Here is a 25,573-nt window from a genome sequence, read left to right as displayed (position 1 = left end):
GTAGCTGGACTCGAGATGTGGCGACGGAGCAGTTTTGCTCGATCGTTTCGCCGCAGAGTGAGCTTCGCGAACCCCGGTCTGGCCGGGGTGTGGGAGGGGCGTACTACGACGCAGGGAGCCGATCGGGTCGACTCGCAAGTGGTTCAAGCGTACAGCATGCGCATTTTCGGGTGGTTTTGCGGGCCTTCACCCTGCAAATTCGGCTGAATGTGCCCGATTCTGTGGTGAACGACTCGAATTCGCAGGCCGAGGGTTCATCAGCCCGAGCAGACTGGCCTCATGCACGTGCAGCTCAAACTCCTCCTCGCCTGCTCGCCCGAAGCCGCAGCCGACGCTCTCGCCAACCCCGAGGTCATGGTCGCGGTCACCAAGCCACTGGTGGTCTATCGGTCGGAGGACGCGAGCGGGTTCCCGAGGCGCTGGGACGACGTGCCGAGGCGGGTGAGTGCCCGGATCCTGGGCCTCGTCTCGCTGGGCATCACGCACGTCGACCTGCGCTGGTACGAGGTCGAGGGCACACGAATCCAAGAAGACACGGGCCGCGGGGTCACGGGGCAGTTCTCCCGCTTGAGGATCCGACACCGCATGGCGATCTCGCGCGCACCGCATTCGAGCGGTCTGGCCCGCGGCACACTCTTGCGCGACCGGCTCGAGTTCGACGCGGGGCTGCTCACCCCGGTGCTGTGGCCCGGGCTGTGGGTGGTCTGGCAGTGGCGGGGCTGGCGGATGCGGCAGCTCGCCCCCACGTGGAGTGCGCCCGCCGACTCGGCGACCGCGCCCGCCGCCGCGACGGGAGAGACGAAGTGACCGACACCCGCACCACCACCCAGCAGGCCCAGTACGCCCTCGACATCGCGTCGTGGCGGCGCACGATCCACGACACGTATCGCGCGATCCGCGAGGCGACCGACCTCGAGGCGGCTCACGACCTGTGGCGCCGCACCCGCGACGACCTGTTCGCGAACCACCCTTCGACGCCGCTGCTACCCGAGGATCGCCCCGACTTCACCGGCCTCCCGACCAAGCCGTACGACCGCAACTGGCGCTTCGAGGTCGAGATCCAGCCCGCCGACGAGTACCGCATGGTCGTGCCCACCGGCACCGACGGCGACGTGCTCTTCGATCGGGTCGGCCTCGTCGACGTGCCCGGTGTCGGATCGCTCGACGTGTGGCGACTCGCGACCTACGGCGGCGGCATCTTCGTGCCCGTGAAAGACGCACTCGCGGGCAAGCCCGGTGGCACCTACGGCGGCGGGCGCTACCTGCTCGATACGGTCAAGGGTGCCGACCTCGGACCAGGATCCGCGCCGACCTCGCTCGTGCTCGACTTCAACTTCGCCTACAACCCGAGCTGCGCCTACGACCCGGCCTGGGCGTGCCCGCTGGCTCAGCCGGGCAACACGGTCGCCGTCGACATCCCGGTGGGGGAGCGGTACTCGGGCGCGCACTGACGCCGGCGGTTCAGAACTCTGGCAAAAGCGAGCCGTAGCCGCCTCGATGGGCCGGATACAGCCGGTTCTGCCAGAGTTCTGAACGGTCGAGCCGCCGCTACCCTGGATCAATGCATCAGCAGCGCTACCAGGTCCGGTTCGAGTGGGGCGAGGCAGGCGCCCGGCGCATCGCGCCCGGAGCGCACGTCATCGTCGTCGCGGATGAACTCGACGGGCACGGGGAGGCATCGGGAGCGCAGCTCGTCGCAGCCATCGCCGAGGCGTGCCCCGGTGGCCCGGCCGTTCTCTGCGTCACCGAGGCCAGCGCCGGTGACGCGGCCGAGTGGATCCTGCGCCTTCAAGCGCAGCTCGGTGACCGGGCTGTCGTCGCAGTGATCGGCGCGGGCTCACTTGACCCCGACGGGTTTCGCACGGCCGTCGAAGACCACCTTGCTGCAGGGGCCGTGATCGACGCGCTCGCCGCCCGGGGCCTCGACTCCTCGTCTCCGGAGTCGGCCGCCGCCTGTGCGGCCTGGCAGGGGCTGCAGAGGGCGACGGCGCACCTGCTCACCGCGTCGGTGTCGGCGACCCTCGGGGGAGCGGACGATCCGATCGCCCAGCGCGAGTCGCGCCCCGCGTCGGTGGTCGTCCTGCGGGAATTCACCTCGCGCGCGTAGCGTTCGGTCCAGTAGACCCCGATCCCCTGGAGGACAACATGAAGGCAGTACTCGACGACGGAACCGTGGTGGCTGAGGCCCCCGAATCCGACCTCATCAAGATCGAGGGCAACTGGTACTTCCCGCCGGCCAGCGTCAACGACGCGCTGCTCGAGAAGACCGACACCCCCTACACCTGCCCGTGGAAGGGCGAGTGCCAGTACTTCTCGGTGAACGGCCTGCCCGACCGTGCGTTCAGCTACCCGACGCCGTTCCCGACCGCGTTCGACCGCGTCGGCAAAGACTTCTCGAACTACGTCGCGTTCTGGAAAGAGGTCAAGGTCGTCGAATAGACACCTTGCGAGACCACAGAAACGACCGCTGATCCCCGAGATCAGCGGTCGTTTTTGAGGTGTCAGGCGTGCGCGGCCGCAACTCGAGCGCGGTGGGCACGCACCTTCGAGCGATTGCCGCACTTCGGCATCGAGCACCAGCGACGCGTTCCGGCGCGGGAGTCGTCGTAGAACACGAGCCCGCAGTCGTCCGCGGAACACCGAAGGATCCGGCGGCCCGGCTCCCCGACAAACCCCACCCGCGCGAACAGCGTCACTGCATCCCGCGCCACCGAGGCCAGCGCCTGCCCCGTGCGCAGCCGACCCGCACCCGCCTGACGGCGACCACCCGCGAGCGACGGGGGAACATCAGGGAGCGCCGCGAACAGGTTGACGACGTCGATGTCGTCGGCGTCGGGAGTGTGGCCGTCGGCGGCGCAGAGCGCCAGGCGGGCGACGGCGTCACGGAACGAACGGGCGTCGTGCAGCTCACGGTCACTTGGTGCCTGACCGATGCCCGGGTAGCGCTCGCCGAGCCAGTCGCCGAGGTCGGCGGGAACGAGCAGGCCGTCCCACCGGGGTGATCCGGGGGCGGCGGTGGCTCCGGGGAGGCCGGAGGCGGGGCCGAATGCGCCCTCGGGAAACCCTCCGAGATAGGCGAAGTCGAGGCACAGGGCGCCGGTCTCGAACTGCCAGCGGACTCCGGCGTCGGAGCGGAACCACGTCTCAACCGTCATGTAACCAGCCTAGCTGGTGACGCCGGAAGGTCGGCCGCTCTGGCGCTCAGACCTCGCGCTTCTGCCAGACGATGAGGTTCGCGAGGTCGAAGCGGCGCGCGCACCGGCCGCACGCGAGCGGCTTCCGCGGCGCGCGGTAGCGGAAGTGCTCGTGGCCCTGCGGGCAGAGCCCCACCCAGGGGGCGAGCTCGGAGGCGATGGCGCCGTCGTGCAGGCGGCCCCCGGCATAGCCGAGGCCCTCCGCGACGGTGCGCCATTTCGGGCCGTGACCCGCTGCGGATCCTGCGATCGCGTGCGCGACCTCGTGCAGCAGCACCTGGTGGATCTCATCGTCGTCGTAGCGTTCGGCCAGGTGACGCGAGACCGTGATGCGGTGCTTGGTGTAGTTGCAGAGTCCGGCGCGGGTGGTCGCGCGGTCGAAGTCGAACGTCCAGACCCCGGGGTCGAGGTGGAGCGCGATCAAAGACGAGGCCCAGTGGCGGACCTTGGCCAGATCGGCCACTCGCTAGGAGCGGTCGCTCGGCGGCGTCTTCGACTGCGAGGCGTCAAAGGCGCCCCAGATGCTGCGCGCGGCCTTGCGGGCGCGATTCACCTCGGCGTCGAAGCCGTTGGCAGGCTCGTCGTCTTCGTTGCGGTCTTCGTCGTCGATGTCGCGGCGGCTGCGGCCGGGAGCCGTGGCATGCGGGATCGCGATCGCCTGGGTCTCGACTCCGATCGACGCGGCATCGGTGATCGACTCGGAGGTCGGGGCCGACGGGTCGAGGCGCGGGGCCGACGGGTCGAGTCGCGCGGGGGAGCCCTGCTCGGACGGCGAGACGAGGAACGCGGGGGAGCCGGTGGTGCGGAAGAGCGGGGCCGGGTTGGTGTCGCCGGTGGCATCAGCGTCGTCGCGGTCGTCGGTGACGCGAGCGTCGGTGTCGTCTTCGGAGTCTACGGCAGAGGTCTCGCCGGCCACCTCGTCAGCGAAGACGGGAGCGTCGACGACCACGGTCGAGACCATCGGCTCGGCGGCGGGCTCGGGCTCGGGTTCGATGATCGGCTCGGGTGCGGCGGGAGCGGACCCCTGCAGCACAGCTCGCATGACGCCTTCGATGGCGACGCGGAGGCCGTTGGTGCGCTCGGCGGGCGCACCGGCCTTCTCGTAGGCCTCGAGCGCTGCGGCCAGAGACTGCCGGGCCTCTTCGTAGCGCTGGAGGTCGTAGAGCGTGTAGCCCTCGAGTTCGGCGGCCGCGGCCTCGAGCTCGTGCCACTCTTCGGTCGAGGCGCTGAGGCGGCTGGTGTGGAGGTCGCTCAGAGCACGCTCGAGGCGGCCCTGCTCTTTGAAGACGTAGGCGCGGCGGATGCGCGCTGCAGTCGAGTCGGCCCGGTCGCCGGTGAAGTGAGCGAGCCGGAAGGCCTCCTCGCTGATCGCGAGGGCCTCGTCGAGGCGGCCCAGCATGCGAAGCAGGTCGGCGCGTTCGCCGAGGGCGGCGGTGCTGCGGCTCGCCCCGAGCTCGGCCAGGCGGTCTTCGAGCGCCGAGGCGTCGATGGCGGGTCGCAGGCTGACGGGATCGAAGTGCGAGGTGCCCGAAGGGCCCGTCGGCACGATCGGTGCGGTCAGGCTCGAGGGCACAGGGTGGCTCGTGGTGCCGCCCTGGGCGTCGTCGGTACGGTCGTGCTCGGTCATCGGTGTCGAGGGTAGTCGAGCGCGGGGCTTTTGGCCTGATCGGCGCGCGAACGGGCCCGAGCTAGGCCGGAACGGCCACGCGGGCCGGGGCGACGGGCTGGGCGACCGGAGCGGCCGACACCGGCATGAGAGCGGCCCGCAGCGGGAAGTCCTGGTTCTCGAGGATCACCTGCGCGGCGGCACCCGAGACCGAGTTGACGACGATCGGCGCCATGAGGTTGACGGTGGTGCCCGACGCTGCCGGGTTCGCGACGACGAGGAGCAGCGCGTTCTCGGGGCCGGAGAGGCCGAGAGCCTCGCCCTGCTCGTCGCTGATCTCGGGGGCGTAGTCGGGGAGGTGGATCGCGGCGTCCACGACGAACATGCGCGTCGACGGCTCGGCGACCGCGTGCAGGGCATAAAGGCCGTTGGCGCCCTTGACCTCGTCGAGGGAGAAGTCGACGACGGGGTCGAGCCCGGGCGGAGGAGTGACGAAGGAGAGAGAAGCGCTCATCGGAGGAAGTCCATCAGGGTCGGCTGGATCACCTTGGCGGTGACAGCGAGGGCGGCTTGGTAGGTGACTTGCTGGGTCTGGAGGTCGAGGGCGACCTTGGCGAGGTCGAGATCCTCGATTCCGGATCGCTGGTTCTCGAGCGAGACGGAGGTGTTCTTCAGGGTGTCCTGGGCGCGCTCGAGCTGCGCCTGGCGGGTTCCGACGTCGCCCCAGGCTCCGCGCACGGCGGTGAGGCGGGTGTCGATGTCGGCGAGCTTGCCGCCGATGTTGACGCCGGCGCGCAGATCGGCCGAGATCGAGTCGATCATCGAGAAGACCGAGTCGGCTCCCGTGCCGAAGACCGCCGCGCCGTCGGTGTCGACCTGGACTGTCGTGCCGTCGGCGATCCGACGCTGCACCGAGCTGCCGGTGATTCCGGTGAAGGCCGGCGGCGTGCCCGGGGTGAAGGCGGCGCCCGCGTCGGACGAACCGGCGAAGACGGATCGGCCCTGGAACGACGTGTTAGCGGTGGCCAGCAGGTCGGTCTTGAGGCCGTCGAGTTCGGTCGCGATCGCTTCTTTGGCGGTGGCCGACATGGCTCCGTCGTTGGCTCCCTGCACGGTGAGGAACCGCACCCGATCGAGGATGTTCTTGGTGTCGCTGAGGGCGGAGTCGGTCGTCGCGAGCCAGCCCACGCCGTTGTCGGCGTTGCGGGAGTACTGCGCGTTGGCGGCCTGCTGACCGCGGACCAACAGCGACTGGCCGGTGGCGGTCGGGTCGTCCGACGGCACCGAGATCGCCTTGAGCGACGAGGCCTGGCCCTGCAGCTGCGCGAGTCGAGCAGCGTTGGCCTGCAGCATGCGCGATGACGCGAGGGCGGCGGTCTGGTTGGTGACGCGTCCGAGCATTACAGGCCCACCCGTCCGGTGCGGTTGATCAGGGTGTCGAGCATTTCGTCAATGGCCGTCATGACGCGGGCGGCGCCCTGGTAGGCGTGCTGGAACGTCAGCATGTTGACGTTCTCCTCGTCGAGGTCGACGCCGGCGGTCGAGGTCTGCTGCGTCTTGGCGGCGGTGGCGGCCAGCGTCGCGCGGTCGGACGAGGCGATCTCGGCCTTTGCTGCAGCCCCGGTGGACGTGACGAACGAGGCCCAGACGCGGTCGGGGGAAGCTGCTCCGACGCCGAGGGTGGAGAGCTTGTCGGCGACCCCACCGGTGTTGCCCGAGCCGGGTGCGCTCGCCTGGATGCCCGAGGCGGAGGTCGGAATGACGCCGAGGCCGAGGGCGGCGGGCCCGGTCGACGAGACGGAGAAGAAGTCGGCGCCGGTCGAACCGCTCGGCGAGGATCCACCGGAGTACACCGCGTTGACACTCGTCGCGAGCTTGGTCGCGAACGCGTTGTAGCTGGCGGCCGCCTCGGCGAGGACGCCACCCGAGCCCGAGCCGTCGGCGGGGGCGAGAACCGACAGCGTACCGGCCAACTGTCCGCCGTCGAGGCCGACGGAGGCACCCGGTCGGTGCGTCCATTCGAGCGTCACGGGAGCTGCGGCGGCACCCTCGAGAGTCGTCGACCCCGAGACCTGGACGGTGCGCGCGGTCGTGCCGCTGACGATCGCATTGCCTCCTATGAGCACGTTGACCGTCCCGTCGGAGTTGGCGTGGACCGAGCCGCCGGCGAGCGACGAGATCTTCTCGGTCAGGAGGTTCCGCTGATCGACGAGCTCGTTGACGCTGCCGCCGGTGGTCAGACCCTGCTGAATCTGCCCGTTCAGGTCAGCGACCTGCTTGGCGGCCGCGTTGAGGTCGCTGGCCATGGTCGCCACGCTGCTGCGCGCGGCGCTCCACTGGTTGCTGACACCCTGGTAGCCGGTTGCGATCGTGCTGGCGATGCCCCGCGCCTGGCCGAGCAGGTTCGCCGCCGCCGAGGTGTCGGTCGGATCGTTCGAGACGTCGCCCCAGCCGGCCCAGAAGTTCGAGAGCTGCGTCGAGAGGCCGTTCTTGCCGGGTTCGTTGAGGGAGGTCTCGAGAGTCGAGAGCACACCGGCCCGGACCGAGCCGTATCCGGCCGATGAAGCGGTGCCGCGCACTTGCGCGTCGAGGGTGGCGTCGCCGATGCGCGAATAGCCGTCGATCGAGACCCCCTGGCCGATGGCCGTGCCCGTCGAGAAGAGGCCCGGCTCCACCGCCGAGATCGACGACGTCGTCACGCGCTGTCGGGTGTAGCCCTCGGTCGTGGCGTTGGCGATGTTCTGGCCGACGACGTCGAGGCCGGCGCGCGCGGCAGTGAGGCCCCGGTACGCGGTGTTCAGCCCGGAGAACGTGCTCACTACAGCCGCCCGTCGAAGAGGTGGCTCGACGAAACCGTCGCGGTGCGGCCGGCGCCGTGCGAGTCATAGAGCGAAGGATCCGACGACACCGTCGCGAGAGTCTCTTGCGTCGAGCGCGCGGCGGCCCTCAAGAACTGCTCGTTCTCGTCGCGAAGCTGCTTGATCTGTCGCGTGAGCTCGGTCATCGCCCGCAGGTGCGACGAGAAGATATCGGCCCAGGGGCCCTCGGGAGCGTGGTCGACGAGCTCGCGCAGAGGCGCCTCGGACGACGTGCCCCATTCCTCGGCGACGACGGCGACCTCGACGGTCCGCTCGAGGCCGGCGGTGCGCAGGCGGTCGAGGACCTGCTCTACCTCGCGAGTGGCGTGCTCGATCCACCGGGATTTTCCGGCGGTAAGGAGCAGCTGCTCCTCTTCCAGCTTGAACGTGAGCAGCTCGAGGAGCTCCCTTTCACGCCAGAGCACGGCGGACAATTCGTTCACGCCCACGGTCCCTCCAAGTGTCGGCTGCGGTGCCGGCCGCCTTTTCGAGTGGCCGCCGCAGGGAGCTGTTTTGCTCTCACCGGCCACTATCGGCCGGTGGCCCGGCCTCGTTAGGTGAGCACCGGGATCCTTCGCCCTGTTTTCTCCAAATTTGAAGGAGAAACGCGCCGGGCCGAACGGATTCATGCGGATCGGGGCGGGCCAGCGCGAGTTTCTCCTTCGAATTTGCAAAGGAGACCGAACCAGGTGGTTGGCGAGGGGCTCACAACACCCCGTCCGGGGGTGAAAATTCGGGAAAAACGCTGGCTGTCCCCCGAAATGATGACACCCCAAACCCCCGGAGTGGGGTCTTTTACGCCTAGTTTTCGGCCCCCTGCTCTCACTAGCGTTGAGGGTGTCGCCGAGATCACCGGCGGCACCGACCGACAGGGCCATCGGCTCAGCGGTCAGCCCATCACTTCTTCCGATTCACTCCGGCGCGCCGTCATGCCGGGGTGCTTCGCCATGCCGATTTCCACTCGGCCGACAACGACAGGGTTACCGCGATGAACAAGGCAGAGCGCAACACGATGGTGGTTCAGAACCTCCCGCTCGTGGGCTACCTCGTCTCGGAGGTGTGCGCCAAGGCGACGCACCTCAGCCGTGACGACCTGGCTTCGGCCGGCGCCCTCGCTCTCGTCCAGGCGGCCGACGCCTTCGACCCCACCCAGGGTGTGCCGTTCGGCGCCTACGCCCGCACTCGCATCATGGGTGCCTTCGCCGACGACATGCGCTCGAGCGATTGGGCCAGCCGCGGCACCCGCAAGCGCATCAAAGAGACTCTCGCCACGCAGGAGACCCTGACCGCCGCCCTCGGCCGCACCCCCAACGTCGACGAGATCGCCTCGTCGCTCGGTGTCGACCGCAAGACGGCGACCGACGCTCTGACCGATGCCGCCCGCACCGTTACGGCCATCGACGAGACCGTCGCCGACCAGCTCGCCGCCGACATCATCCTTCCCGAAGAGACGCTGCTCGAGCAGGAGCGCACCCGCTACCTGCGTGCCGCGGTCGACGCTCTGCCCGAGAAGATGCGCTTCATCATCGACAACGTCTACTTCGGCGACCGCAGCGTCACCGAGGTCGCCGACGAGCTCGGTATCACCCACTCCGCGGTGTCGCAGCAGCGCACCGAGGCCATCCGCCTCCTCCGCGACGGGCTCAACACGCACTATGCCGGCGCAGCCGCCGACGAGACCGCCGAGGTGTCGTACGAGTCGCGTACCGCTCCAGCCCGCCGCGCCGCCTACCTGGCCCGCGTGGCCAGCAACGCGGTCGTCGGTATCGGTACCGCCATGCGCGAGAGCGTGCCTGTGCAGCAGACCGCGGCAGCCTCCTAAAAACTTTTTCACCATTCCGCTAACGGACCGGACACCCCCGCCGATAGCTATCCATGTCAGCCCACGGATGGGCGGCAGCACCACACCCCATAAATCACGGAAGAGAGAACCATCATGGGTTTCCAGATCAACAACAACCTCGCGGCGAACAACACCTACCGCAACCTCAACAGCACGCAGGGCGACCTGTCGAAGTCCCTCGAGAAGCTCTCGTCGGGTCTCCGCATCAACCGTGCCGCTGACGATGCTGCGGGTCTCGCCATCTCCGAGGGCCTCAAGTCGCAGGTCGGTGGCCTCACGGTCGCCGCTCGCAACGCTCAGGACGGCATCTCCGTCGTCCAGACGGCTGAAGGTGGACTGACCGAAACGCAGTCGATCCTCCAGCGCATGCGCGACCTCGCTGTTCAGTCCGGTAACGACTCGAACAACGCGACCTCGCGTGCTGCGATCAAGACCGAGACCGACTCCCTCACGACGGAGCTCACTCGCATCTCCGCCTCCACCAACTTCAACGGCATCCAGCTGCTGGACGGCAAGGGTGGCACGGGCGCCGACGGCAAGCTGAGCTTCCAGGTCGGCGCTGGTTCGGACGCGGCCTCGAACACGATCACCGTCGACCTCGCGCCGGCCGACGTGTCGAAGACCGCGACCGCTGTCGGAGCAATCGACCTCTCGACCGCTGCCGGATCGTCGGCTGCGATCAAGACGATCGACGACGAGATCACCAAGATCTCGACCGCTCGCGCCAGCCTCGGTGCGGTCCAGAACCGCTTCGAGCACGCCATCAACAACACCAACGTCGCCAAGGAGAACCTCACGGCCGCCTCCTCGCGCATCACCGACACCGACATGGCACAGGAGATGGTCAAGTACACACGAGCCAACATCCTCAGCCAGGCCGGCACCGCGATGCTCGCTCAGGCGAACCAGAGCACGCAGGGTGTGCTGAGCCTCCTCCGCTAGTCCCTAGCGAGCCGGTAGCACCACAGCACCACCCATCCGCGGCAGGCGGTGAGGAGAGGAAGTTCGGGTCTTCTCCCCACCCCCGCCGCGGACCACCCCTTTTCGCCCTCATCGCCTAGGAGCAGGTCATGGCAGGACTCGCCGTCGACGGCCTCGTCTCCGGCCTCGACACGACGTCGCTCATCAACTCGCTGATGACCGCCGAGTCGCAGCCCCAGACCCTCCTCAAAGCCAAGGTCACCTCCACCCAGAGCACCATCACGGCGCTCCAGGGCCTCAACTCTCAGGTGGCGGCACTCGCGACCGCCGCGACGTCGGCCAAGTCGGCCACTTCGCTCTCCCTCTTCACGGCGACGAGTTCGTCGACCGCCGCGACGGCAACAGCCGGAACCTCCGCGGCCGCCGGTTCGATCGAGTTCACGGTCGGGTCCGTGGCGCAGGCGAAGACGGGGGTCACGGCGGCCCTCTCGACGTGGCCCGCGGATCCTGCGAAGCTCACCATCGTCTCGGCCTCGGGCAAGTCGTTCGACATCTCGGCCGCGTCGACATCGCTCGACGACGTCGTCACCGCCGTCAATGGCTCGGGTTCGGGAGTCAAGGCCGTCAAGGTCTCGTCGGGCACCGCCGCCGACGGCACCGCGCAGTACCGCCTCCAGTTCACGTCGCAGACCACCGGTGTCTCGGGCGGATTCGATGTCTACCAGGGCACCGCCGCCGACGTCGCGTCGGGCACGGCCACCAACCTCCTCACCGCTCCGGGCGCCGCCGTCACCAAGCCCGCGCAGGACGCCAGCGTCACCCTCTGGGCCGGCACCAGCGCCGAGCAGACGGTCACGTCGAGCACCAACACCTTCAGCGACCTGCTTCCCGGGGTCGCCGTCACGGTCAGCAAGACCTCCGCCGATCCGGTCACGATCACGATCGGGCAAGACACCGCCGCCGCGTCGAAAGTGGCCTCGAGCCTCGTTGACGGCCTCAACGGCGTTTTTGGCCTCATCTCGACCAAGAGCGCCATCGTCAACAGCACCGACTCGGCCGGTAAGGCCATCGTGTCGGGCGGACCGTTCACCGGCAACAGCACGATCCGGAGCGCCAACCAGTCGCTCATGGACGCCGCCTCCCTGCCGATCGACGGAAAATCGCCGTCGCAGATCGGCATCAGCATCACCCGCTCGGGCACGCTCGAGTTCGACGCCGACAAGTTCGCCGCCGCGATGGCCGCCGACCCCGCCGGCACCCAGGCGATGTTCTCGACGTTGACCGCCCGTGTCGCCACGGCTGCGAACCAGGTCTCCGACAAATACAACGGCCAGCTGACCAGCGTCATCACCGGCCAGCAGTCGCTCGTCACCTCGATGAGCAAACAGGTCGACGAGTGGGATCTCCGCCTCACCGACCGCCGCGCCTCTCTCGAGAAGCTCTACTCCGCTCTCGAGGTGCAGCTCTCCAACCTCCAGTCGCAGTCGTCGTCGCTCACGTCGTCGCTCGCGAACCTGCCGACCTACAGCTAGGCACGCCATGACCATGACCTTCGGCGCCGCAGCCAAGCAGCGCAACGCCTACGGCCGCGAGGCAGTCCTCTCGGCCACGCCCATCCGGCTCCTCACGATGCTGTACGACCGCCTCCTGCTCGACCTCGGTCGTGCCGAAGCGGCACAGAACCAAGGATCCTGGGCCACCGCCTCCGAAAACCTCGTCCACGCCCAGGCCATCGTCTCCGAGCTCACCACGTCGCTCCGCGTCGAGCTGTGGGAGGGCGGCGTCGAGCTCCAGGCGCTCTACACCTACGTCTCGGTCGCCCTCGTCAATGCCAACGTCCACCGCGACGTCGCGCTCACGCGCGAGAGCATCGTGCTGCTCGAGCCGCTCAGGCAGGCCTGGCACGAAGCCGCCGCGCTCGTTCCCGCCGCACCGGCCGCATTCGGCGGGAGCCTCGGAGTTGCCTAGGTCGGACGAGACCCGCGCCGCCTGGCTCGAGGCGCTCGCCGAGATGGAAGCCGTCGCCGGCGCTTCGGGTGACGGCACCTTTGTGCCCCCTCGCACCCTGGCCCGGCCCGTCGCCGACCTCGGACCCCTCCCGGCTGAGCTCGCCGACCGCGCCCGCGAGGTGCAGCGGGCGCAGAAGTCGGCCATCGAGCGCGTGCTCGAGGCCCGCCGATCGGTGTCGAAGCATCTGGCGGCGCTGCGGTCGGTTCCGCCCGCGCGCGAGACCGATCGGGCTGTCTACCTCGACGCGACCGGCTGACTCCTCTTGGCATTACGCGGGTCGCAGAGCCGGGCCTGCGACAAGCTCCGGCCGTCCGGCTTTGCGACCCGCGCCGCCGACCCTTCTGGCGCGACGCGGGTCGGCTCTGTGGCGACCCGGCCGGCAAATTTGAGAGTGATCCGAAGCCGGCCGCCGGATCTGCGTGCAACGGGCGTGACTGAGCGGCCGGATCGCTCTCAAATTGGCGGCAGGGGGCGGCAGGGGAGCGGCCCAGGAGGCCAGGCCCGAGCGAGAACTAGCGGCGCGTCGACCAGAGCGACACGGCCACCAGCACCGGCTGGAAGACGAGGCGCACGGCGCGCTTGCGGTCGGTGTCGAGCCCGAACGCGTCGGTGCGCGTGACGAGCTGCGAGATGTTGCCGGGGAAGATCGCCGTGAAGAAGGTCGCCGCGAGGTTGCCGACGACGGGGCGCTTGATGCCGGAGACGAGCGCGGCGCCGAGCGCGATCTCGACGACGCCGGAGGCCAGCACGACCTGGTCTTCGGTGAGGGGCGTCTTGGCGGTGAGCCAGGTGGGCACCTGGGCGCGGAACGCCTCGCGCGCCGAAGTGAGGTGGGTGGTGCCGGCGAAGACGAGGGCGCCACCGAGGGCAAGGCGGGCGAGGGTGCGGGGAACAGACATGCAGTCAAGTCTGCCGCACACCACGCGATGTCCAGCAAACCGCCCATGCTGCCGATCCTCAGTCGCCTCTGACCCCCGAAGACGGGGGCGGCCGAATCCGATCCGCTCCTAACGCCGCCCCGGCCCGAGTCGATAGGGCAACGTGAGCACGGATCGCTCACTCCTCAGGCCACGGATCGGCCGCCTCTCCCTGCTACTTGCGAAGCGAGCAGACGTGCTGGAATCCGTGACCTCTCGAGCTCTCGAAAGCGCCCTCGACGGCCTTTCGATGCGCCAGAAGGCGATCTCGAACAACATCGCCAATATCAACACCCCCGGCTACACGGCCGAGCGGGTGTCGTTCGAGGACGCGTTGAAGGCCAGCGTCGAGAAGGGCAACGGAGCGACGACCGCCACGATGGCCCGCTCGCTCGAGCCCACCAACGAGAACGGCAACAACGTCAATCTCGACACCGAGACCCTCAGCAACACGACCACCGTGCTGCAGTACCAGTTCGCCGCGCAGGCCGAGAACAACGTCATCACCAGCGTCCGCGCCGCCCTCAGGACCAGCTGATGGGCATGTTCGACGCGATCGGTATCGCGAGCACCGGCCTCACCGTCCACCGCAAGTGGATGGACGCCATCTCCGACAACATCGCCAACGTCAACACCGTCAAGCCGATGTCGGGCGCCGCTTTCCAGGCGCGCTACGTCGAGGTGCAGGAGGGCGAGGGCGTCTCGGGCGTCTACGTCAAGGCGGCCGCGTTCGGTTCGGCCGAGGGTCGGGTCACGTACTCGCCCGACGACCCGCAGGCGGACAAAGACGGTTATGTGCGCATGCCCGACATCGACCTCGGCACGCAGATGGCCGACCTGATCATGGCCCAGCGCGGCTACCAAGCGAATGCAGCGGTCGTCGACCGCGCCAAGACGAGCTACGAAGCAGCTCTCCAGATCGGACGCAACTAATGCCCATCTACCCCGTCTCCGGGACTTTCCCGACCGGCTCGACCGCCCTCAACTCCGGTGTCGGCTCCGTCGGCGCCGCGCAGGACGCCTCGGCCATCAACGGCCTCGACGCCACCCCCACCACGGGCGCCTCGAGCTTCGGCAACGTCATCGACGGCCTGCAGTCGCTGCAGGGCCAGTCGCAGGATCTCGCGGTCAAGGCCGTCACCGGGTCGCTCGACGACGTCCACACCGCCACGATCGCCGCCACGCGTGCCCAGGTCACGATGGAACTCGTCGCGGCCGTCCGTAACAAGGGCGTCGACGCGTTCAACGAGATCATGAGGATGCAGGCCTGATGCCCCCCGCTCTCCGCTCCATGCTCACCGGCCTCTCCGACCGGATCAAGGCGTTCACCGTCGCCCAGCGCACGCTCGCGATCATCGGCGTCGCCGTGCTCGTGCTCGGCTCCGTCGCGCTCACGTCGTTTCTCACGAAGCCGTCGTACACGCCGCTGTTCACCGGCCTCGCCGCGACCGACGCCTCGGCCGTGGTCGACCAGCTCACCACCGACGGCGTTCCCTACCAGCTCACCGACGGCGGATCCACGATCCTCGTGCCGCAGTCGCAGGTCTACTCGGAGCGCCTCAAGGCCGCGTCGGCGGGCCTCCCCGCCGACAACACCGGCGGTTACTCGCTGCTCGACACCATGGGCGTCACCTCGTCGGAGTTCCAGCAGAACGTCACTTACAAGCGCGCGATCGAGGGCGAGCTCGCCAAGACGATCGGCGCCATGGACGGCGTCCAGGCGGCGAGCGTGCAGCTCGCGATCCCGCAGGAGACCGTCTTCGCGGAGAACACCAAGGATCCCACCGCTTCCGTCTTCGTCCAGGCCAAGTCGGGTGTCACCCTGTCGACCGACCAGGTCGACGCGATCGTGCACCTGACGAGTGCCTCCATCGAGGGCATGAAGCCGACCGACGTCTCGGTCGTCGACTCGAAGGGTGTCGTCCTCTCGGCGGTCGGCACGGGCACGACCGGCAACTCGTCGCAGCAGTCGAGCGACTACGAGAGCCGCGTGCAGGCGAGCGTCCAGGCGATGCTCGACAAGGTGCTGGGCGCCGGCAACTCGACGGTCGTCGTCGCGGCCGACATGAACCAGTCGTCGGGCACGAAGGTGTCGGAGTCGTACGCCGACCCGACGGGCGGGGCGCAGCCCCTCAGCGAGTCGAGCACCAAGGAGTCGTATGCGGGAGACGGCGCTGCCGGATCCTCGGGAACGACCGGTGTGCTCGGACCCGACAACATCGCCGTCCCGAGCGGGTCGGCCACCTCGGGAACCTCGTCGGCCAGCGGCAACGGCTACGTCAACGAGTCGGCCACGAAGAACAACGCCGTCGACAAGACCACCGAGACCACGAACATCCCCGCCGGTCAGCTGAACAAGCAGACCATCTCGGTCGCCCTGAACAGCTCGATCGCCGGCTCGCAGAACCTCACCGCTATCTCGGACCTCGTGTCGAAGGCCGCGGGCGTCGACACCAAGCGCGGTGACTCGGTCAGCGTGCAGGCCGTGTCGTTCGACACCTCGGGCGCGAAGGCCGCCGCCGCCGCGCTGAAGGCCGCCGACGCGCAGGCCGCCAGCGACAGCATGTGGTCGACCATCCGCACCGTCGGAACGATCGCCGCCATCGCGATCCCGCTGCTCATCGCGCTGTTCCTGCTGACCCGCAAGGGCCGCAAGCAGGAGCGCGAAGACATCGACCTCGGCGAGATCTCGTCGGTCGCCGGAACCTGGCCGGGCGAGGCCGAGACCCAGTCGATGGCTCTCGCCGACGCCGAGCGCCGTCGTCTCGAAGCCCTCTCGGCCAGCAACGCCCCGACCGTGCAGCTGCCCTCACTCGCCCCCGAGGGCGCCACGATGGAGCGCAAGCGCGCCGAGATCGACGCCCTCGCGGCCAGCGACCCCGACCGCACGGCCGAGCTCCTCCGCGGCATGCTCGAAGACAAGCAGACCGTATGAGCTCCGCAGTCAAGCCGGTCGAGCTGACCGGGGCGCAGAAGGTCGCCGTGATCCTCATGCAGATGGATCAGGCGCGTGCCGCCACGGTCATGCAGAAGTTCAACGAGACCGAAGCCGACGAGATCACCGCCGAGCTGGTCAAGATGCGTCGAGTCGAGTCCAGCGTGGCCGACACGGCCGTGGGCGAGTTCCACGAGCTGTCGACACAGGGCCGGGTCACTCGTCGTGGCGGCCGCGACTTCGCGGTCGGGCTGCTCGAGGCCTCGTTCGGATCGGAGCGCGCCGCCGGCGTCATGGAGCGTCTCGCCTCGTCGATGGCCGGCAAGTCATTCGAATTCCTCGACGCCGCCGACTCCGGTCAGCTGCTGACCCTGCTCGACAGCGAGCTGCCGCAGACCATCGCGCTCGTGCTCGCGCACCTGAAGGCCGACCAGGCCTCCGCGGTGCTCGTCGGGCTCGACGTCTCGCTCCGCACCGACGTCGCCCAGGCCATCGCCACCATGGGCACCGCGACCCCCGAGGCCGTCGGCATCGTCGCCCAGACGCTGAAGGTGCGGGCCGGCGCCGTCGTCGCGCCTCGCGAGCAGGTCGAGGCCGTCGGAGGCATCCAACCGCTGGTCGAGATCATCAACCGCTCCGACGCCGCGACCGAACGGATCCTCCTCGAGGGGCTCGAGGCGCGGGATCCTGCGCTCGCCGAAGAGGTGCGCTCGCGCATGCTCACCTTCGTCGACATCGTCAAGCTCGACCCGCGCGACGTGCAGCAGGTGCTGCGCGGAATCGACGCGGCCGTGCTCGCGATCGCCATGAAGGGCGCACCCGAGGCCGTCACCGAGGTCATCCGCGGCAACGTCTCGGAGCGCAACCGGGAGCTGCTCGACGACGAGATCCGCGCCGCCGGCCCCGTGCGCCTGTCGCAGGTCGAAGAGGCCCGCGCCTCGGTGGTCAGCGCGATCCGCGAACTCGAGGCCCAAGGCGCGATCACCGTGCAGCGCGGCGACGAGGAGGCCCTCGTTGAGTAGCGACACCCTGTTCACCCGCGTCGCGTTCCCCGTGCTCCGCAACCCGCTCTCGGCGGCGCGCGAAGACGAGGCCGCCCAGCGTGGTGAGGCCGCCGGGTACGCGGCGGGGCTCCGTGCCGCCGCGGCCGAGACCGCAGCCCTCCGCGAGGCGCTCGCCGCCGAGCAGGCCGCCGTGATCGCCCACGCGAACGCCCGCGCCGATGCCGCCATCGCCGTGCTCCACGCGGCCACCGCCGCCATCGACGCGCGTCAGGCGGCCCTCCGCACCGAGGTGCAGCAGACCCTCCTCGCCACCTCCCTCCAGCTCGCCACTGCCGTGATCGGCTACGAGCTCGAGACGAACCCCGAGTCGACCGTCGTCGCCGCGCTCACCCGCGCGCTCGCCGAGGTCGATCCCGCCGACGTCGTCTCGGTGCGCCTCAACCCCGCCGACCTCTCGCTGCTCGACGGCCAGGGCGACGCGCTGGGCGTGCACCTCGTGGCGGACGCTTCCCTCGCTCGCGGCGACGCCCGCGCCGACCTCACCGCCGGGTTCATCGACGCCACGCTCAGCTCGGCGCTCGACCGTGCCCGCCACGAACTGCTCGGGGGCGCCGCGTGACCCTCGCCGCATCGACCCTCTTCGCCCCCTCGCTCGACGTCGCCGCCCAGGTGCGTGCGGCCTCGCTCGCGGCGCGACCGCTGCGCATCGGCGTCGTGTCAAGCGTCGTCGGCCTGGGCCTCGGCGTGACAGGCCTCGACTCCGCTATCGGCGAGGTCGTCGCGGTGGGCGAACCGTTCGTCGATGCCTCCGGCCAGCGTGTCGAGCGCCTGGCCGAGGTCGTCGCAGCGACGGCCGACGGGGTGCGATGCATGCCGCTCGGTCCGCTCACGGGTGTTCGCGCCGGAATGGCCGTGCGCCCGACGGGCCGCCCGATCCTCGTCCCCACCGGCCGCGGCCTCTTCGGCCGCGTGATCGACGGACTCGGCCGTCCCCTCGACGGTAAGGGCCCGCTCGACTTCGACGAGCTCGTCTCGATCGACCACGCGACCCCGAACTCGATGCAGCGCGCCCGCATCGACACGCCCCTCCAGCTCGGCGTCCGCGCGCTCGACACTCTCACCACGGCCGGCCGCGGACAGCGCCTCGGCCTCTTCGCGGGCTCCGGCGTCGGCAAGTCGTCGCTCCTGTCGATGATCGCCCGCGGCACCGACGCCGAGGTCAGCGTCATCGCCCTCATCGGCGAGCGCGGCCGCGAGGTGCGCGAGTTCCTCGAAGACGACCTCGGCCCCGAGGGGCTCGCCCGCTCCGTCGTCGTCGTGTCGACCTCCGACGAGCCCGCCCTCATGCGCCTCCGTGCCGCGTTCGCCGCCACCCGCATCGCCGAGTCGTTCCGCGACGGCGGCTCCGACGTCGTTCTGATGATGGACTCGCTGACCCGCGTCGCCATGGCTCAGCGCGAGATCGGACTCTCCGTCGGCGAACCTCCCGCCACCCGGGGCTACCCGCCGTCGACGTTCTCGACGCTCGCGAACCTCCTGGAGCGCGCCGGCACCGACGTCACCGGCTCGGTCACCGGCCTCTACACGGTGCTCGTCGATGGCGACGACCACAACGAGCCCATCGCCGATGCCGCCCGCTCGATCCTCGACGGCCACGTCGTGCTCGACCGGAAACTGGCCGTTACCGGTCACTTCCCGTCGATCGATGTACTCGGCTCGATCTCGCGCGTCGCGTCGAAGGTCATCTCGCGCGAGCAGTCCGCCGCCGCCAAGCACCTTCGCACCGTCATGGCCGCCCGCAAGTCGGCGCAGGATCTCATTGACGTCGGCGCGTACCAGCCGGGCACCAACCCGCTCGTCGACGCGGCGGTGGCCCACCAGGGCGAGATCGACGCGTTCCTGCAGCAGAGCATGGACGACCAGACGCCCGCGGCAGACGCATGGGCGAGGCTCGAACGGCTCGCTCGGATCCTCGGCGGTGCCCTGTGAAGCAGTTCTCTCTCGCCGGGCTGCTCCGCGTCCGTCACGCCCAGCAGCAGAAGGCGCTCGCCGAGCTGTCGGAGGCGAACCGAAGGATCCGCGACGTCGCCGAACGCCGTGCCCGTGTGGAGCGCACTCTCGTCGACGCCGCCGGCTCCAAATCCATCGTCACCGATGCGGCCACGCTCATCGCGGTGGCCGCGGCACGCGCCTCGACCCGCAGCATGATCGCCGAGCTCGACGCCGTCGCCGACGCGCACCGGATCGAGGCGGCCGAGGCGCAGTCCGAGTTCAACGGTGCCCGGGCCCGGTCGATCGCCCTGGAGAAGCTCGAAGAGCGACACAACGCGCTCGCCCTCGCCGAGGAGCTCCGCGACGAGCAGCTCGCGCTCGACGAGATCGCCTCGAACAACCACCGTCCCAGTCAGTTCACCGCCCGTGAGGGGGAGCAGTCATGAGCGTCACGGACGTGATGACCCGGATCTCGCAGATCCAGAGCACCATCGCCCAGATCCAGTCGGGGGAGTTCTCCACCTCGTCGTCCAGCACCGAGTCGACCGACGGTGCATCGACGTTCGCGACGGCGCTCGCGTCGGCGAATGCCACGACGGCGACGACCGGCACGGCCGCGACTGGGGCGGCGTCGACCACCGCTCTCGATTCCACCGCCGGGACGACAGCGACGCCGGCCAGTCCGACGGGGGGTCTCGTCAACAACGGCGTGACCGGCGCGGACGTTGTCGCCGACGCCAAGAAGTACCTCGGCGTGCCCTACGTCTTCGGCGGCACCACGACCTCCGGCATGGACTGCTCGGGCCTCGTCCAGACCGTCTTCAAAGACCTCGGAATCACCATGCCGCGCGTGGTGCCCGACCAGGCCGAGATGGGCGTCAAGATCCCCGATCTTGCCCACGCCAAGGCCGGCGACCTCATCAGCACCAAAGACGGCGGCCACATCGTCATCTATCTCGGCGACGGCAAGATCCTGCACGCGCCCCGACCCGGCAAGGACGTCCGCATCATCGACAACTACCTCAAAGACAGCGACATCGGCGAGATCCGGCGCATCGTGCCGTCGACCGCATCGGCGTCGGTGTCGGCGGCGTCGACCGCGAAGGCGACCGGTTCGCAGTCCGACCTCGTCACGGCGGCTCTCCAACAGCTCATGGCATCCGGAGCCTCCGCGTGAGCCCCGCCGTCGCCGACCTGCTCGGAGCGCGCCCCGCCTCGTCGCCGTCCACGCCCTCGCGGTCGTCCGGTTCGCCCGCCTCCGCGTCGGCCTTCGGCGACGCGATGCACGCGCAGGATCCCTCGACTCCCGCCCGCGAGCCCGTCGAGCCCCGCACCGCTGCCGCGCGTTCGCCGCAGCGCGACACCCGCGACCCGTCGTCGCAGGGCGGCTCCGGTTCCGACACGACGCCTGCCGACGCTGCGAGCCCTGCCGCTGGCGCCGATGCCGCTCCGGTGGCGGATGCCTCGGCGGCCCCGGCCTCGCCCGTGTCTGGCCCGTCCCTGTCTGCCGTGCCCCTGTCTGGCCTGCCCCTTTCCGCGCTTTCGCTCGTCGCGGCACTTCAGCCGTCGGCCGTGCCCTCTTCTGGCGTGCCCTCTTCTGCCGCCATCACGTCGGCTGCGACCGCGCCGGGCGCGACCCTGCCGACCGCGCTGGCAGCTCAGGCCTCGCTCGTCGCTGCCACTGCCACTGCCACTGCCTCGGCCGCAGTACCGCTCGGCGGCGCGCTGGCCGAACCGGCCTCCGCCGTGGCCGTGTCGCCATCCCCGGTCGCACCGACGCCGTCGGCCACCTCGTCAGCGGCGTCCGCTCCGGGAGCACCACCAGCAGTAGCACCGACTGCGAACCTCACCCCGGCTGCCACTGATGCGGCGCCGCTCGACCCGGCCGCGCCCACCATCGCCCTGCCCACGGCGTCGCAGCTGCCAGCCGCGCTGGTCGCCGGCGCGACGCCCCCTGGCTCGAGCACACGCCCCAAATCGGAGTCGACGACCGCGGTCGCCAGCGGTGACGCGAAGTCCGGCTCGGCCACCGGGCTCGCGGCGGGCGCGGCCACCGCAGGGCCAACAACCGCAGGGCCGACTACCGCAGTGCCGAGTGCTGCAGTGTCGACCACCGCTGCGCCGACTACCGCAAAGCAAACTACCGCTGCGGCGATCACCGGCCCGGTAGCCACCATTCAGCAGGCTGCCACTCAGCCCGCTTCCCCGGCCCCCGCGTCATCCGTCGCAGCGGCCTCGGGCGCGGCGAGTGCTCCGACGGCGGCCACAACGCCGATCGTCCACGCCGTCATCGCACCCGCCCTCGACACCGAGGCGCCTGCCGCCGCACCGTCCGGTGCCACCGCGACCGCAGCGCAGCCGACCGTCCCCGACACCGCCGCGGCCTTCGCTGCTGTGCAAGCGCCGCAGGCCCCCGCCCCCGCCGCGACCACGACCGCCACCCCGGTCGCCGCAGCCCCGGCTCAACCGGCGGCCCCTCTGCACACCCAGCTCGCCCGGCCGGTCTTCACGCTCGCGGCCGCGGGTCACGGCGAGCACGTCGTGACCGTGCAGGTCAGCCCCGACGCCCTCGGGCCGGTCACCGTCCGAGCCCACGTGGGTGCGGAGGGGATGCGGGTCGAGCTGTTCGCGCAGTCGGACGCCGGTCGAGAGGCGGTCCGCGGGATCCTCGGCGACCTCCGCCGCGACCTGCAGTCCGCCGGTGTCTCGTCGACCGTCGACCTGTCGAGCCAGAACCAGCCGCAGCAGGGTCAGAGCGCCCTCGGGCAGGGCCAGGGGCAGGGGCAGGGGCAGGGGCAGAGCCAGGCCGGCCGCGGCCCGCGCACTGACGGATCGGCGACACCGGCCGATAGTGAGAACGAAGAGTCTCCGTCGAGCGCGCCTCATGCGCACTCGATCTCCGCCACCTCCATCGACGTGATGGCCTGAAAGGACTGAACGAATGGCACTCGACGGCATCACCGGCACGGTCACGGCCACCGTGCCCGCCTCCACCACCGCGACGTCCCGCACGCCCAAACAGTCGATGGACAGCGAGATGTTCCTGCAGCTGCTCGTCTCGCAGCTGAAGAACCAGGATCCCTCCAGCCCGATGGACACCAACGCCATGATCAGCCAGACCACGCAGCTGGCGATGATGGAGCAGGTCACCAACAACACGACCACCGGCAACGAAAACTTTTCGCTGCAGATGCGCATCTCGGCAGCGAACCTGGTCGGCAAGCAGGTGACCTACGACGACGGAACCGGCACCACCGTGACCGGCACCGCCTCCTCGGTCTCATTTACCGGCAGCGTGCCGACCGTCAGCGTCGGCGGCAAAGACGTCCCGCTCGACTCGATCTCGGGAATCGTCGACAAGACCTCCGCGGCGGCGACCACCCCGTAGACCTCCACCCCCCTCGCGAGCGACGATTCGCGACCGGCAGCCCTCGAGGCACCGGCATCACAGACACCGAACACGACGGCTGCCACGGATGGCGACCGGCTTCACGGCCATGGAAGGCCGCACCACTCCACACTTCCTTCCTCCTTCTTTCTTTTCGAAAGGCATCCGCCATGCTCCGCTCGCTCTACTCCGGCATCGCCGGCCTCCGCGCACACCAGACCATGCTCGACGTCACCGGCAACAACATCGCCAACGTCAACACGGTCGGCTTCAAGGCGTCGTCGACGGTGTTTCAAGACACCCTGTCGCAGATCACCCACGGTGCCGGCGGTGCCCAGGAGGGCCTCGGCGGTACGAACCCGGCGCAGGTCGGCCTCGGCGTGCAGGTCGCCGGCATCACCACCAATTTCTCGCAGGGTTCGGCCCAGGCCACCGGCAAGGCGACCGACCTGATGATCTCGGGCGAGGGATTCTTCGTCACCCGCAACGGCAACGAGAGCGTCTACACCCGCGCCGGCTCGTTCGACTTCGACAGCCAGGGCCGCCTCACCACCACCGACGGCAAGATCGTCCAGGGGTACCCGGCCACCGACGGCGTCGTCAACACCAACGGCGGTCTCGCCGACATCATGCTCCCGGTCGGAGCGACGTCGGCCGCTCAGGAGACGACCACCGCGAAGGTCGCCGGCAACCTCCCGGGCGACGCGGCCAACGGCACCGTCATCACCCGCGACGTCGACATCTACGACAAGAAGGGCACGAAGCACACGCTGACGCTCGACTACACGAAGACCACGGCCGGGTGGAGCGTCGCCGGAACCGACGGCCAGGGCAACACGGGCACCACGAACCTCGCCTTCGTCAACGGCAAGCAGACCACCTCCGGCTCGCTGACGGTCGGCGACATCACCGCCGACATGTCGAGCCTCACCGGCTTCGCCACCCTCTCGACTGTCGCGATCTCCGACGTCGATGGTCGCCAGGCCGGAACGCTGAACGGCTACACCATCTCGGCCGACGGAACCCTCATCGGATCCTTCTCGAATGGCACCACCTCGAAGCTCGGCCAGCTCGCCCTCGCCACGTTCACCAACCCCGCCGGCCTCGAGAAGGTCGGCAACTCCGGCTACGTCGTCTCGTCGAACTCGGGAGCACGCACCCTCGGCGCCCCCGGGCAGCCCGGTCGCGGCGCGCTCGCCGGCGGCACCCTCGAGATGTCGAACGTCGACCTGTCGCAGGAGTTCACGAACCTGATCGTCGCCCAGCGCGGCTTCCAGGCGAACGCCCGCATCATCACCACCTCCGACGAGGTGCTCCAGGAGCTCACGAACCTGAAGCGCTAGCCGCTCCCGCTCGGGTGGATCCTGCGGGCACCGAGTGTTCAAGGATTGCGGGTGTTTCGGCTCGGTCACCCGCAAATGGCGGATACCCGCAGCACGCGTTTCGGACTTCGAACCTCAGGATCCGACTTGGCAGGGCACGTCTGGAAAGTCAGGTTGGTCGTGTGCCCGCGGACTGGGCCCGGCGTCGACGTCGCACGTTGGCTCCGGTCCAGAGACCACCGGCGACGAAACCGGCGGCCCAGAGGCCGCGTGCAGTCACTTCGAGCCAGCCCGGAACATCGGCGAGGTAGACCGCAGACCACGCGCCGAGCCACACGATTGTCATTGGGAACGGAACAAGCGGGTGCTTGAAAAAACGTGCCATCAGACGCACTTGGCACCACGTTTTGTTTCGAACACCCATACCTTGAGGGCGCGGTTGTTCGAGCAGACGCCGTATTTGGTCAACGAAGTCGCCGCGACGAGCCCGACCGCCGAGGCCACGACGCATCCAGCAGGCCCCGTTGCGAAGCAGATACCAGTGACGACGGCAGCTACTCCACCGCCGATAATCAGGCTCTGGTCCCAGTTATTGAACTTGACCCAGAGTCCGTACTTGTCCGAACCGGCCCAGATGCGGGACTCCGCTTCCGTCGGCTCGGCAATTTCGACGTCTGATCCTCCGCCTAGCTGCAAGGTGCTTACCAAGCGACCGTCGCTATCGCGACGTTGCTCGGTGATGATGCCGGATGCCTTCAGCTGCTCGACACCTTCACGCATCTGACTGCGGCTCAGCTGCACCTCCTGCATGGTTGAGGTGGTCCGGGCAGAACGAGCGGGGACACTTGCCTGGGCCATGGAAGGGAGGCTGACGCTGGCTGCAACACTCAGCGTGACTACACAGACGCTCAAGGCTCTTCTACGGACAATCACGTTTTTCTCCTTTGAAATACTGACATTTCAAGGGTCGCATTAAGAGTGTGACCGTCGCAAGCCTCAGCTGAGCCCTCTGGGTTTGGATGCGGATCAGTACGAAGGAAAAGCGGCCTCCGCGCGACGGGAACATCTGTATCCGGGTGCCCCGGTTCACATTTTTCCTTCATTTCGCCGAAACGATCTGCAAAACCCGCACGACCACCTAACGCACCCCCGCCCCCGGCCGATAGTGGGTAGTGAGCAGCACAGGACGTGCGCTCCCCGGAGCACGGATGCGCCGGGAGACACAGACCTAGGACGGGCCGATGATCGTCGTCACACGACTCAATGACAGTCAGTTCGCGATCAATCCCGACTTGATCGAGCGAATCCACGAAACCCCCGACACCACCCTCGTGATGGTGGACGGCGCGAAGTTCATCGTGACCGAGACGATGGCCGAGGTCATCGACCTGGTCGCCCGGTACCGCTCGCGAATCGTCGCACTCGCCTACGACGACCAGCCCGTCGCGCAACCTGTCGCCCGCCAAGCCGCGCAGCCTGTCGCCCGCCCGGTCGCACAGGCCGCAGCCGCGAGGAGCTCCGCCACCCGCCCCGCCCTCGGCCTCGTGACCGCCGGCGCGTTCGAGCAGAACGGCGGTCGCTGA

General features: G+C 69.2%; 32 protein-coding genes. 22 read left to right on the top strand and 10 right to left on the bottom strand.

The window, feature by feature from the left end; all coding sequences use genetic code 11:
* The first annotated feature begins 279 nt into the window (after nt 1-279).
* The 4 genes from ITJ49_RS02240 to ITJ49_RS02225 all read left to right on the top strand — a co-directional run bounded on the left by ITJ49_RS02240 (nt 280) and on the right by ITJ49_RS02225 (nt 2,439).
* Nucleotides 280-807, top strand: a complete 528-nt coding sequence (locus ITJ49_RS02240; protein ID WP_194600828.1) for a hypothetical protein — start codon at nt 280-282, stop codon at nt 805-807.
* The gene (locus ITJ49_RS02235) at nt 804-1,451 is read left to right on the top strand and encodes a DUF1684 domain-containing protein (RefSeq protein ID WP_370544331.1); all 648 of its coding nucleotides are present in this window, start codon (nt 804-806) and stop codon (nt 1,449-1,451) included. Before ITJ49_RS02240 ends, ITJ49_RS02235 begins: the two co-directional genes overlap by 4 nt.
* Before the next feature lie 110 nt (nt 1,452-1,561).
* Entirely contained in the window at nt 1,562-2,107 is a 546-nt protein-coding gene (locus tag ITJ49_RS02230) for a hypothetical protein (protein WP_194600823.1), read from the top strand.
* A 38-nt stretch (nt 2,108-2,145) separates the two neighbouring features.
* A complete protein-coding gene (locus ITJ49_RS02225; protein WP_123939685.1) occupies nt 2,146-2,439 on the top strand; it encodes a DUF427 domain-containing protein in 294 nt (97 codons plus the stop codon).
* A 62-nt stretch (nt 2,440-2,501) separates the two neighbouring features.
* Here the strand turns inward: ITJ49_RS02225 and ITJ49_RS02220 are convergent, their stop codons facing one another.
* The 7 genes from ITJ49_RS02220 to ITJ49_RS02190 all read right to left on the bottom strand — a co-directional run bounded on the left by ITJ49_RS02220 (nt 2,502) and on the right by ITJ49_RS02190 (nt 8,107).
* Nucleotides 2,502-3,155 carry a CGNR zinc finger domain-containing protein gene (locus ITJ49_RS02220; RefSeq protein ID WP_194600821.1) on the bottom strand — a complete coding sequence of 218 codons (654 nt, stop codon included), beginning with the start codon at nt 3,153-3,155 and terminating at the stop codon, nt 2,502-2,504.
* A 46-nt stretch (nt 3,156-3,201) separates the two neighbouring features.
* A complete protein-coding gene (locus ITJ49_RS02215) occupies nt 3,202-3,657 on the bottom strand; it encodes a SprT-like domain-containing protein (RefSeq protein ID WP_055964798.1) in 456 nt (151 codons plus the stop codon).
* A gap of 3 nt (nt 3,658-3,660) precedes the next feature.
* Nucleotides 3,661-4,821, bottom strand: coding sequence for a tetratricopeptide repeat protein (locus ITJ49_RS02210; RefSeq protein ID WP_194600819.1), 1,161 nt, complete (start codon nt 4,819-4,821; stop codon nt 3,661-3,663).
* Between the two features lie 61 nt (nt 4,822-4,882).
* Nucleotides 4,883-5,314, bottom strand: coding sequence for a flagellar assembly protein FliW (locus tag ITJ49_RS02205; protein ID WP_084816331.1), 432 nt, complete (start codon nt 5,312-5,314; stop codon nt 4,883-4,885).
* Nucleotides 5,311-6,201 (bottom strand): flagellar hook-associated protein FlgL, encoded by an 891-nt coding sequence (gene flgL, locus ITJ49_RS02200; protein ID WP_194600817.1) that lies wholly within the window; start codon nt 6,199-6,201, stop codon nt 5,311-5,313. Before flgL ends, ITJ49_RS02205 begins: the two co-directional genes overlap by 4 nt.
* On the bottom strand, nt 6,201-7,619 hold the full coding sequence (gene flgK / locus ITJ49_RS02195) for a flagellar hook-associated protein FlgK (RefSeq protein ID WP_194600815.1): 1,419 nt from the start codon (nt 7,617-7,619) through the stop codon (nt 6,201-6,203). The genes flgL and flgK overlap by 1 nt, the downstream gene beginning before the upstream one ends.
* The gene (locus ITJ49_RS02190) at nt 7,619-8,107 is read right to left on the bottom strand and encodes a flagellar protein FlgN (RefSeq protein WP_123939673.1); all 489 of its coding nucleotides are present in this window, start codon (nt 8,105-8,107) and stop codon (nt 7,619-7,621) included. The genes flgK and ITJ49_RS02190 overlap by 1 nt, the downstream gene beginning before the upstream one ends.
* A gap of 539 nt (nt 8,108-8,646) precedes the next feature.
* On the opposite strand from ITJ49_RS02190, the gene ITJ49_RS02185 reads away from it, so the two are divergent.
* The 5 genes from ITJ49_RS02185 to ITJ49_RS02165 all read left to right on the top strand — a co-directional run bounded on the left by ITJ49_RS02185 (nt 8,647) and on the right by ITJ49_RS02165 (nt 12,688).
* The gene (locus ITJ49_RS02185) at nt 8,647-9,480 is read left to right on the top strand and encodes a sigma-70 family RNA polymerase sigma factor (protein ID WP_194600813.1); all 834 of its coding nucleotides are present in this window, start codon (nt 8,647-8,649) and stop codon (nt 9,478-9,480) included.
* A 114-nt stretch (nt 9,481-9,594) separates the two neighbouring features.
* A complete protein-coding gene (locus ITJ49_RS02180; RefSeq protein WP_194600811.1) occupies nt 9,595-10,443 on the top strand; it encodes a flagellin in 849 nt (282 codons plus the stop codon).
* A gap of 128 nt (nt 10,444-10,571) precedes the next feature.
* Nucleotides 10,572-11,954: a flagellar filament capping protein FliD gene (gene fliD, locus ITJ49_RS02175; RefSeq protein ID WP_194600809.1), complete on the top strand. Its 1,383-nt coding sequence runs from the start codon at nt 10,572-10,574 to the stop codon at nt 11,952-11,954.
* A 7-nt stretch (nt 11,955-11,961) separates the two neighbouring features.
* Entirely contained in the window at nt 11,962-12,390 is a 429-nt protein-coding gene (gene fliS, locus ITJ49_RS02170; RefSeq protein ID WP_055964824.1) for a flagellar export chaperone FliS, read from the top strand.
* Nucleotides 12,383-12,688, top strand: a complete 306-nt coding sequence (locus ITJ49_RS02165; protein WP_123939668.1) for a hypothetical protein — start codon at nt 12,383-12,385, stop codon at nt 12,686-12,688. The genes fliS and ITJ49_RS02165 overlap by 8 nt, the downstream gene beginning before the upstream one ends.
* Before the next feature lie 256 nt (nt 12,689-12,944).
* On the opposite strand, the gene ITJ49_RS02160 is transcribed toward ITJ49_RS02165, so the two are convergent.
* Complete coding sequence (locus tag ITJ49_RS02160) at nt 12,945-13,331, bottom strand: DoxX family membrane protein (RefSeq protein WP_194600807.1); 387 nt, start codon at nt 13,329-13,331, stop codon at nt 12,945-12,947.
* A 214-nt stretch (nt 13,332-13,545) separates the two neighbouring features.
* Here ITJ49_RS02160 and ITJ49_RS02155 point away from each other — a divergent pair, with 214 nt between their 5' ends.
* The 12 genes from ITJ49_RS02155 (at nt 13,546) to ITJ49_RS02100 (ending at nt 24,011) form a co-directional block, all read left to right on the top strand.
* Complete coding sequence (locus ITJ49_RS02155; RefSeq protein WP_055964838.1) at nt 13,546-13,887, top strand: flagellar basal body protein; 342 nt, start codon at nt 13,546-13,548, stop codon at nt 13,885-13,887.
* Nucleotides 13,887-14,282 (top strand): flagellar basal body rod protein FlgC, encoded by a 396-nt coding sequence (locus tag ITJ49_RS02150; protein WP_194600804.1) that lies wholly within the window; start codon nt 13,887-13,889, stop codon nt 14,280-14,282. Before ITJ49_RS02155 ends, ITJ49_RS02150 begins: the two co-directional genes overlap by 1 nt.
* Nucleotides 14,282-14,620: a flagellar hook-basal body complex protein FliE gene (gene fliE, locus ITJ49_RS02145; protein ID WP_194600801.1), complete on the top strand. Its 339-nt coding sequence runs from the start codon at nt 14,282-14,284 to the stop codon at nt 14,618-14,620. Before ITJ49_RS02150 ends, fliE begins: the two co-directional genes overlap by 1 nt.
* Nucleotides 14,620-16,284, top strand: coding sequence for a flagellar basal-body MS-ring/collar protein FliF (fliF, locus tag ITJ49_RS02140; RefSeq protein WP_194600798.1), 1,665 nt, complete (start codon nt 14,620-14,622; stop codon nt 16,282-16,284). The genes fliE and fliF overlap by 1 nt, the downstream gene beginning before the upstream one ends.
* On the top strand, nt 16,281-17,306 hold the full coding sequence (gene fliG / locus ITJ49_RS02135; protein ID WP_055964845.1) for a flagellar motor switch protein FliG: 1,026 nt from the start codon (nt 16,281-16,283) through the stop codon (nt 17,304-17,306). The genes fliF and fliG overlap by 4 nt, the downstream gene beginning before the upstream one ends.
* Nucleotides 17,299-17,907 (top strand): FliH/SctL family protein, encoded by a 609-nt coding sequence (locus tag ITJ49_RS02130; RefSeq protein WP_194600795.1) that lies wholly within the window; start codon nt 17,299-17,301, stop codon nt 17,905-17,907. The genes fliG and ITJ49_RS02130 overlap by 8 nt, the downstream gene beginning before the upstream one ends.
* Nucleotides 17,904-19,277 (top strand): FliI/YscN family ATPase, encoded by a 1,374-nt coding sequence (locus ITJ49_RS02125; RefSeq protein ID WP_370544330.1) that lies wholly within the window; start codon nt 17,904-17,906, stop codon nt 19,275-19,277. The genes ITJ49_RS02130 and ITJ49_RS02125 overlap by 4 nt, the downstream gene beginning before the upstream one ends.
* A complete protein-coding gene (locus ITJ49_RS02120; RefSeq protein WP_055964850.1) occupies nt 19,274-19,726 on the top strand; it encodes a flagellar FliJ family protein in 453 nt (150 codons plus the stop codon). Before ITJ49_RS02125 ends, ITJ49_RS02120 begins: the two co-directional genes overlap by 4 nt.
* Complete coding sequence (locus ITJ49_RS17955; protein ID WP_194600792.1) at nt 19,723-20,457, top strand: C40 family peptidase; 735 nt, start codon at nt 19,723-19,725, stop codon at nt 20,455-20,457. The genes ITJ49_RS02120 and ITJ49_RS17955 overlap by 4 nt, the downstream gene beginning before the upstream one ends.
* A complete protein-coding gene (locus ITJ49_RS02110) occupies nt 20,454-22,208 on the top strand; it encodes a flagellar hook-length control protein FliK (protein WP_194600789.1) in 1,755 nt (584 codons plus the stop codon). The genes ITJ49_RS17955 and ITJ49_RS02110 overlap by 4 nt, the downstream gene beginning before the upstream one ends.
* A gap of 13 nt (nt 22,209-22,221) precedes the next feature.
* Entirely contained in the window at nt 22,222-22,668 is a 447-nt protein-coding gene (locus ITJ49_RS02105; protein ID WP_194600786.1) for a flagellar hook assembly protein FlgD, read from the top strand.
* 170 nt (nt 22,669-22,838) lie between these two features.
* Nucleotides 22,839-24,011, top strand: a complete 1,173-nt coding sequence (locus ITJ49_RS02100) for a flagellar hook protein FlgE (protein ID WP_194600783.1) — start codon at nt 22,839-22,841, stop codon at nt 24,009-24,011.
* 148 nt (nt 24,012-24,159) lie between these two features.
* Here the strand turns inward: ITJ49_RS02100 and ITJ49_RS02095 are convergent, their stop codons facing one another.
* The gene (locus ITJ49_RS02095) at nt 24,160-24,336 is read right to left on the bottom strand and encodes a hypothetical protein (RefSeq protein ID WP_194600780.1); all 177 of its coding nucleotides are present in this window, start codon (nt 24,334-24,336) and stop codon (nt 24,160-24,162) included.
* Nucleotides 24,337-24,374: 38 nt separating this feature from the next.
* The gene (locus ITJ49_RS02090) at nt 24,375-24,848 is read right to left on the bottom strand and encodes a hypothetical protein (RefSeq protein WP_194600777.1); all 474 of its coding nucleotides are present in this window, start codon (nt 24,846-24,848) and stop codon (nt 24,375-24,377) included.
* Nucleotides 24,849-25,231: 383 nt separating this feature from the next.
* On the opposite strand from ITJ49_RS02090, the gene ITJ49_RS02085 reads away from it, so the two are divergent.
* On the top strand, nt 25,232-25,573 hold the full coding sequence (locus ITJ49_RS02085) for a flagellar FlbD family protein (protein WP_084816335.1): 342 nt from the start codon (nt 25,232-25,234) through the stop codon (nt 25,571-25,573).

The organism is Frondihabitans sp. VKM Ac-2883, from assembly GCF_015350875.1.
Classification (GTDB): Bacteria; Actinomycetota; Actinomycetes; order Actinomycetales; family Microbacteriaceae; genus Frondihabitans.
Note: the sequence above shows the minus strand (reverse complement) of the source record. Positions and strands in the feature narration are given on the sequence as shown.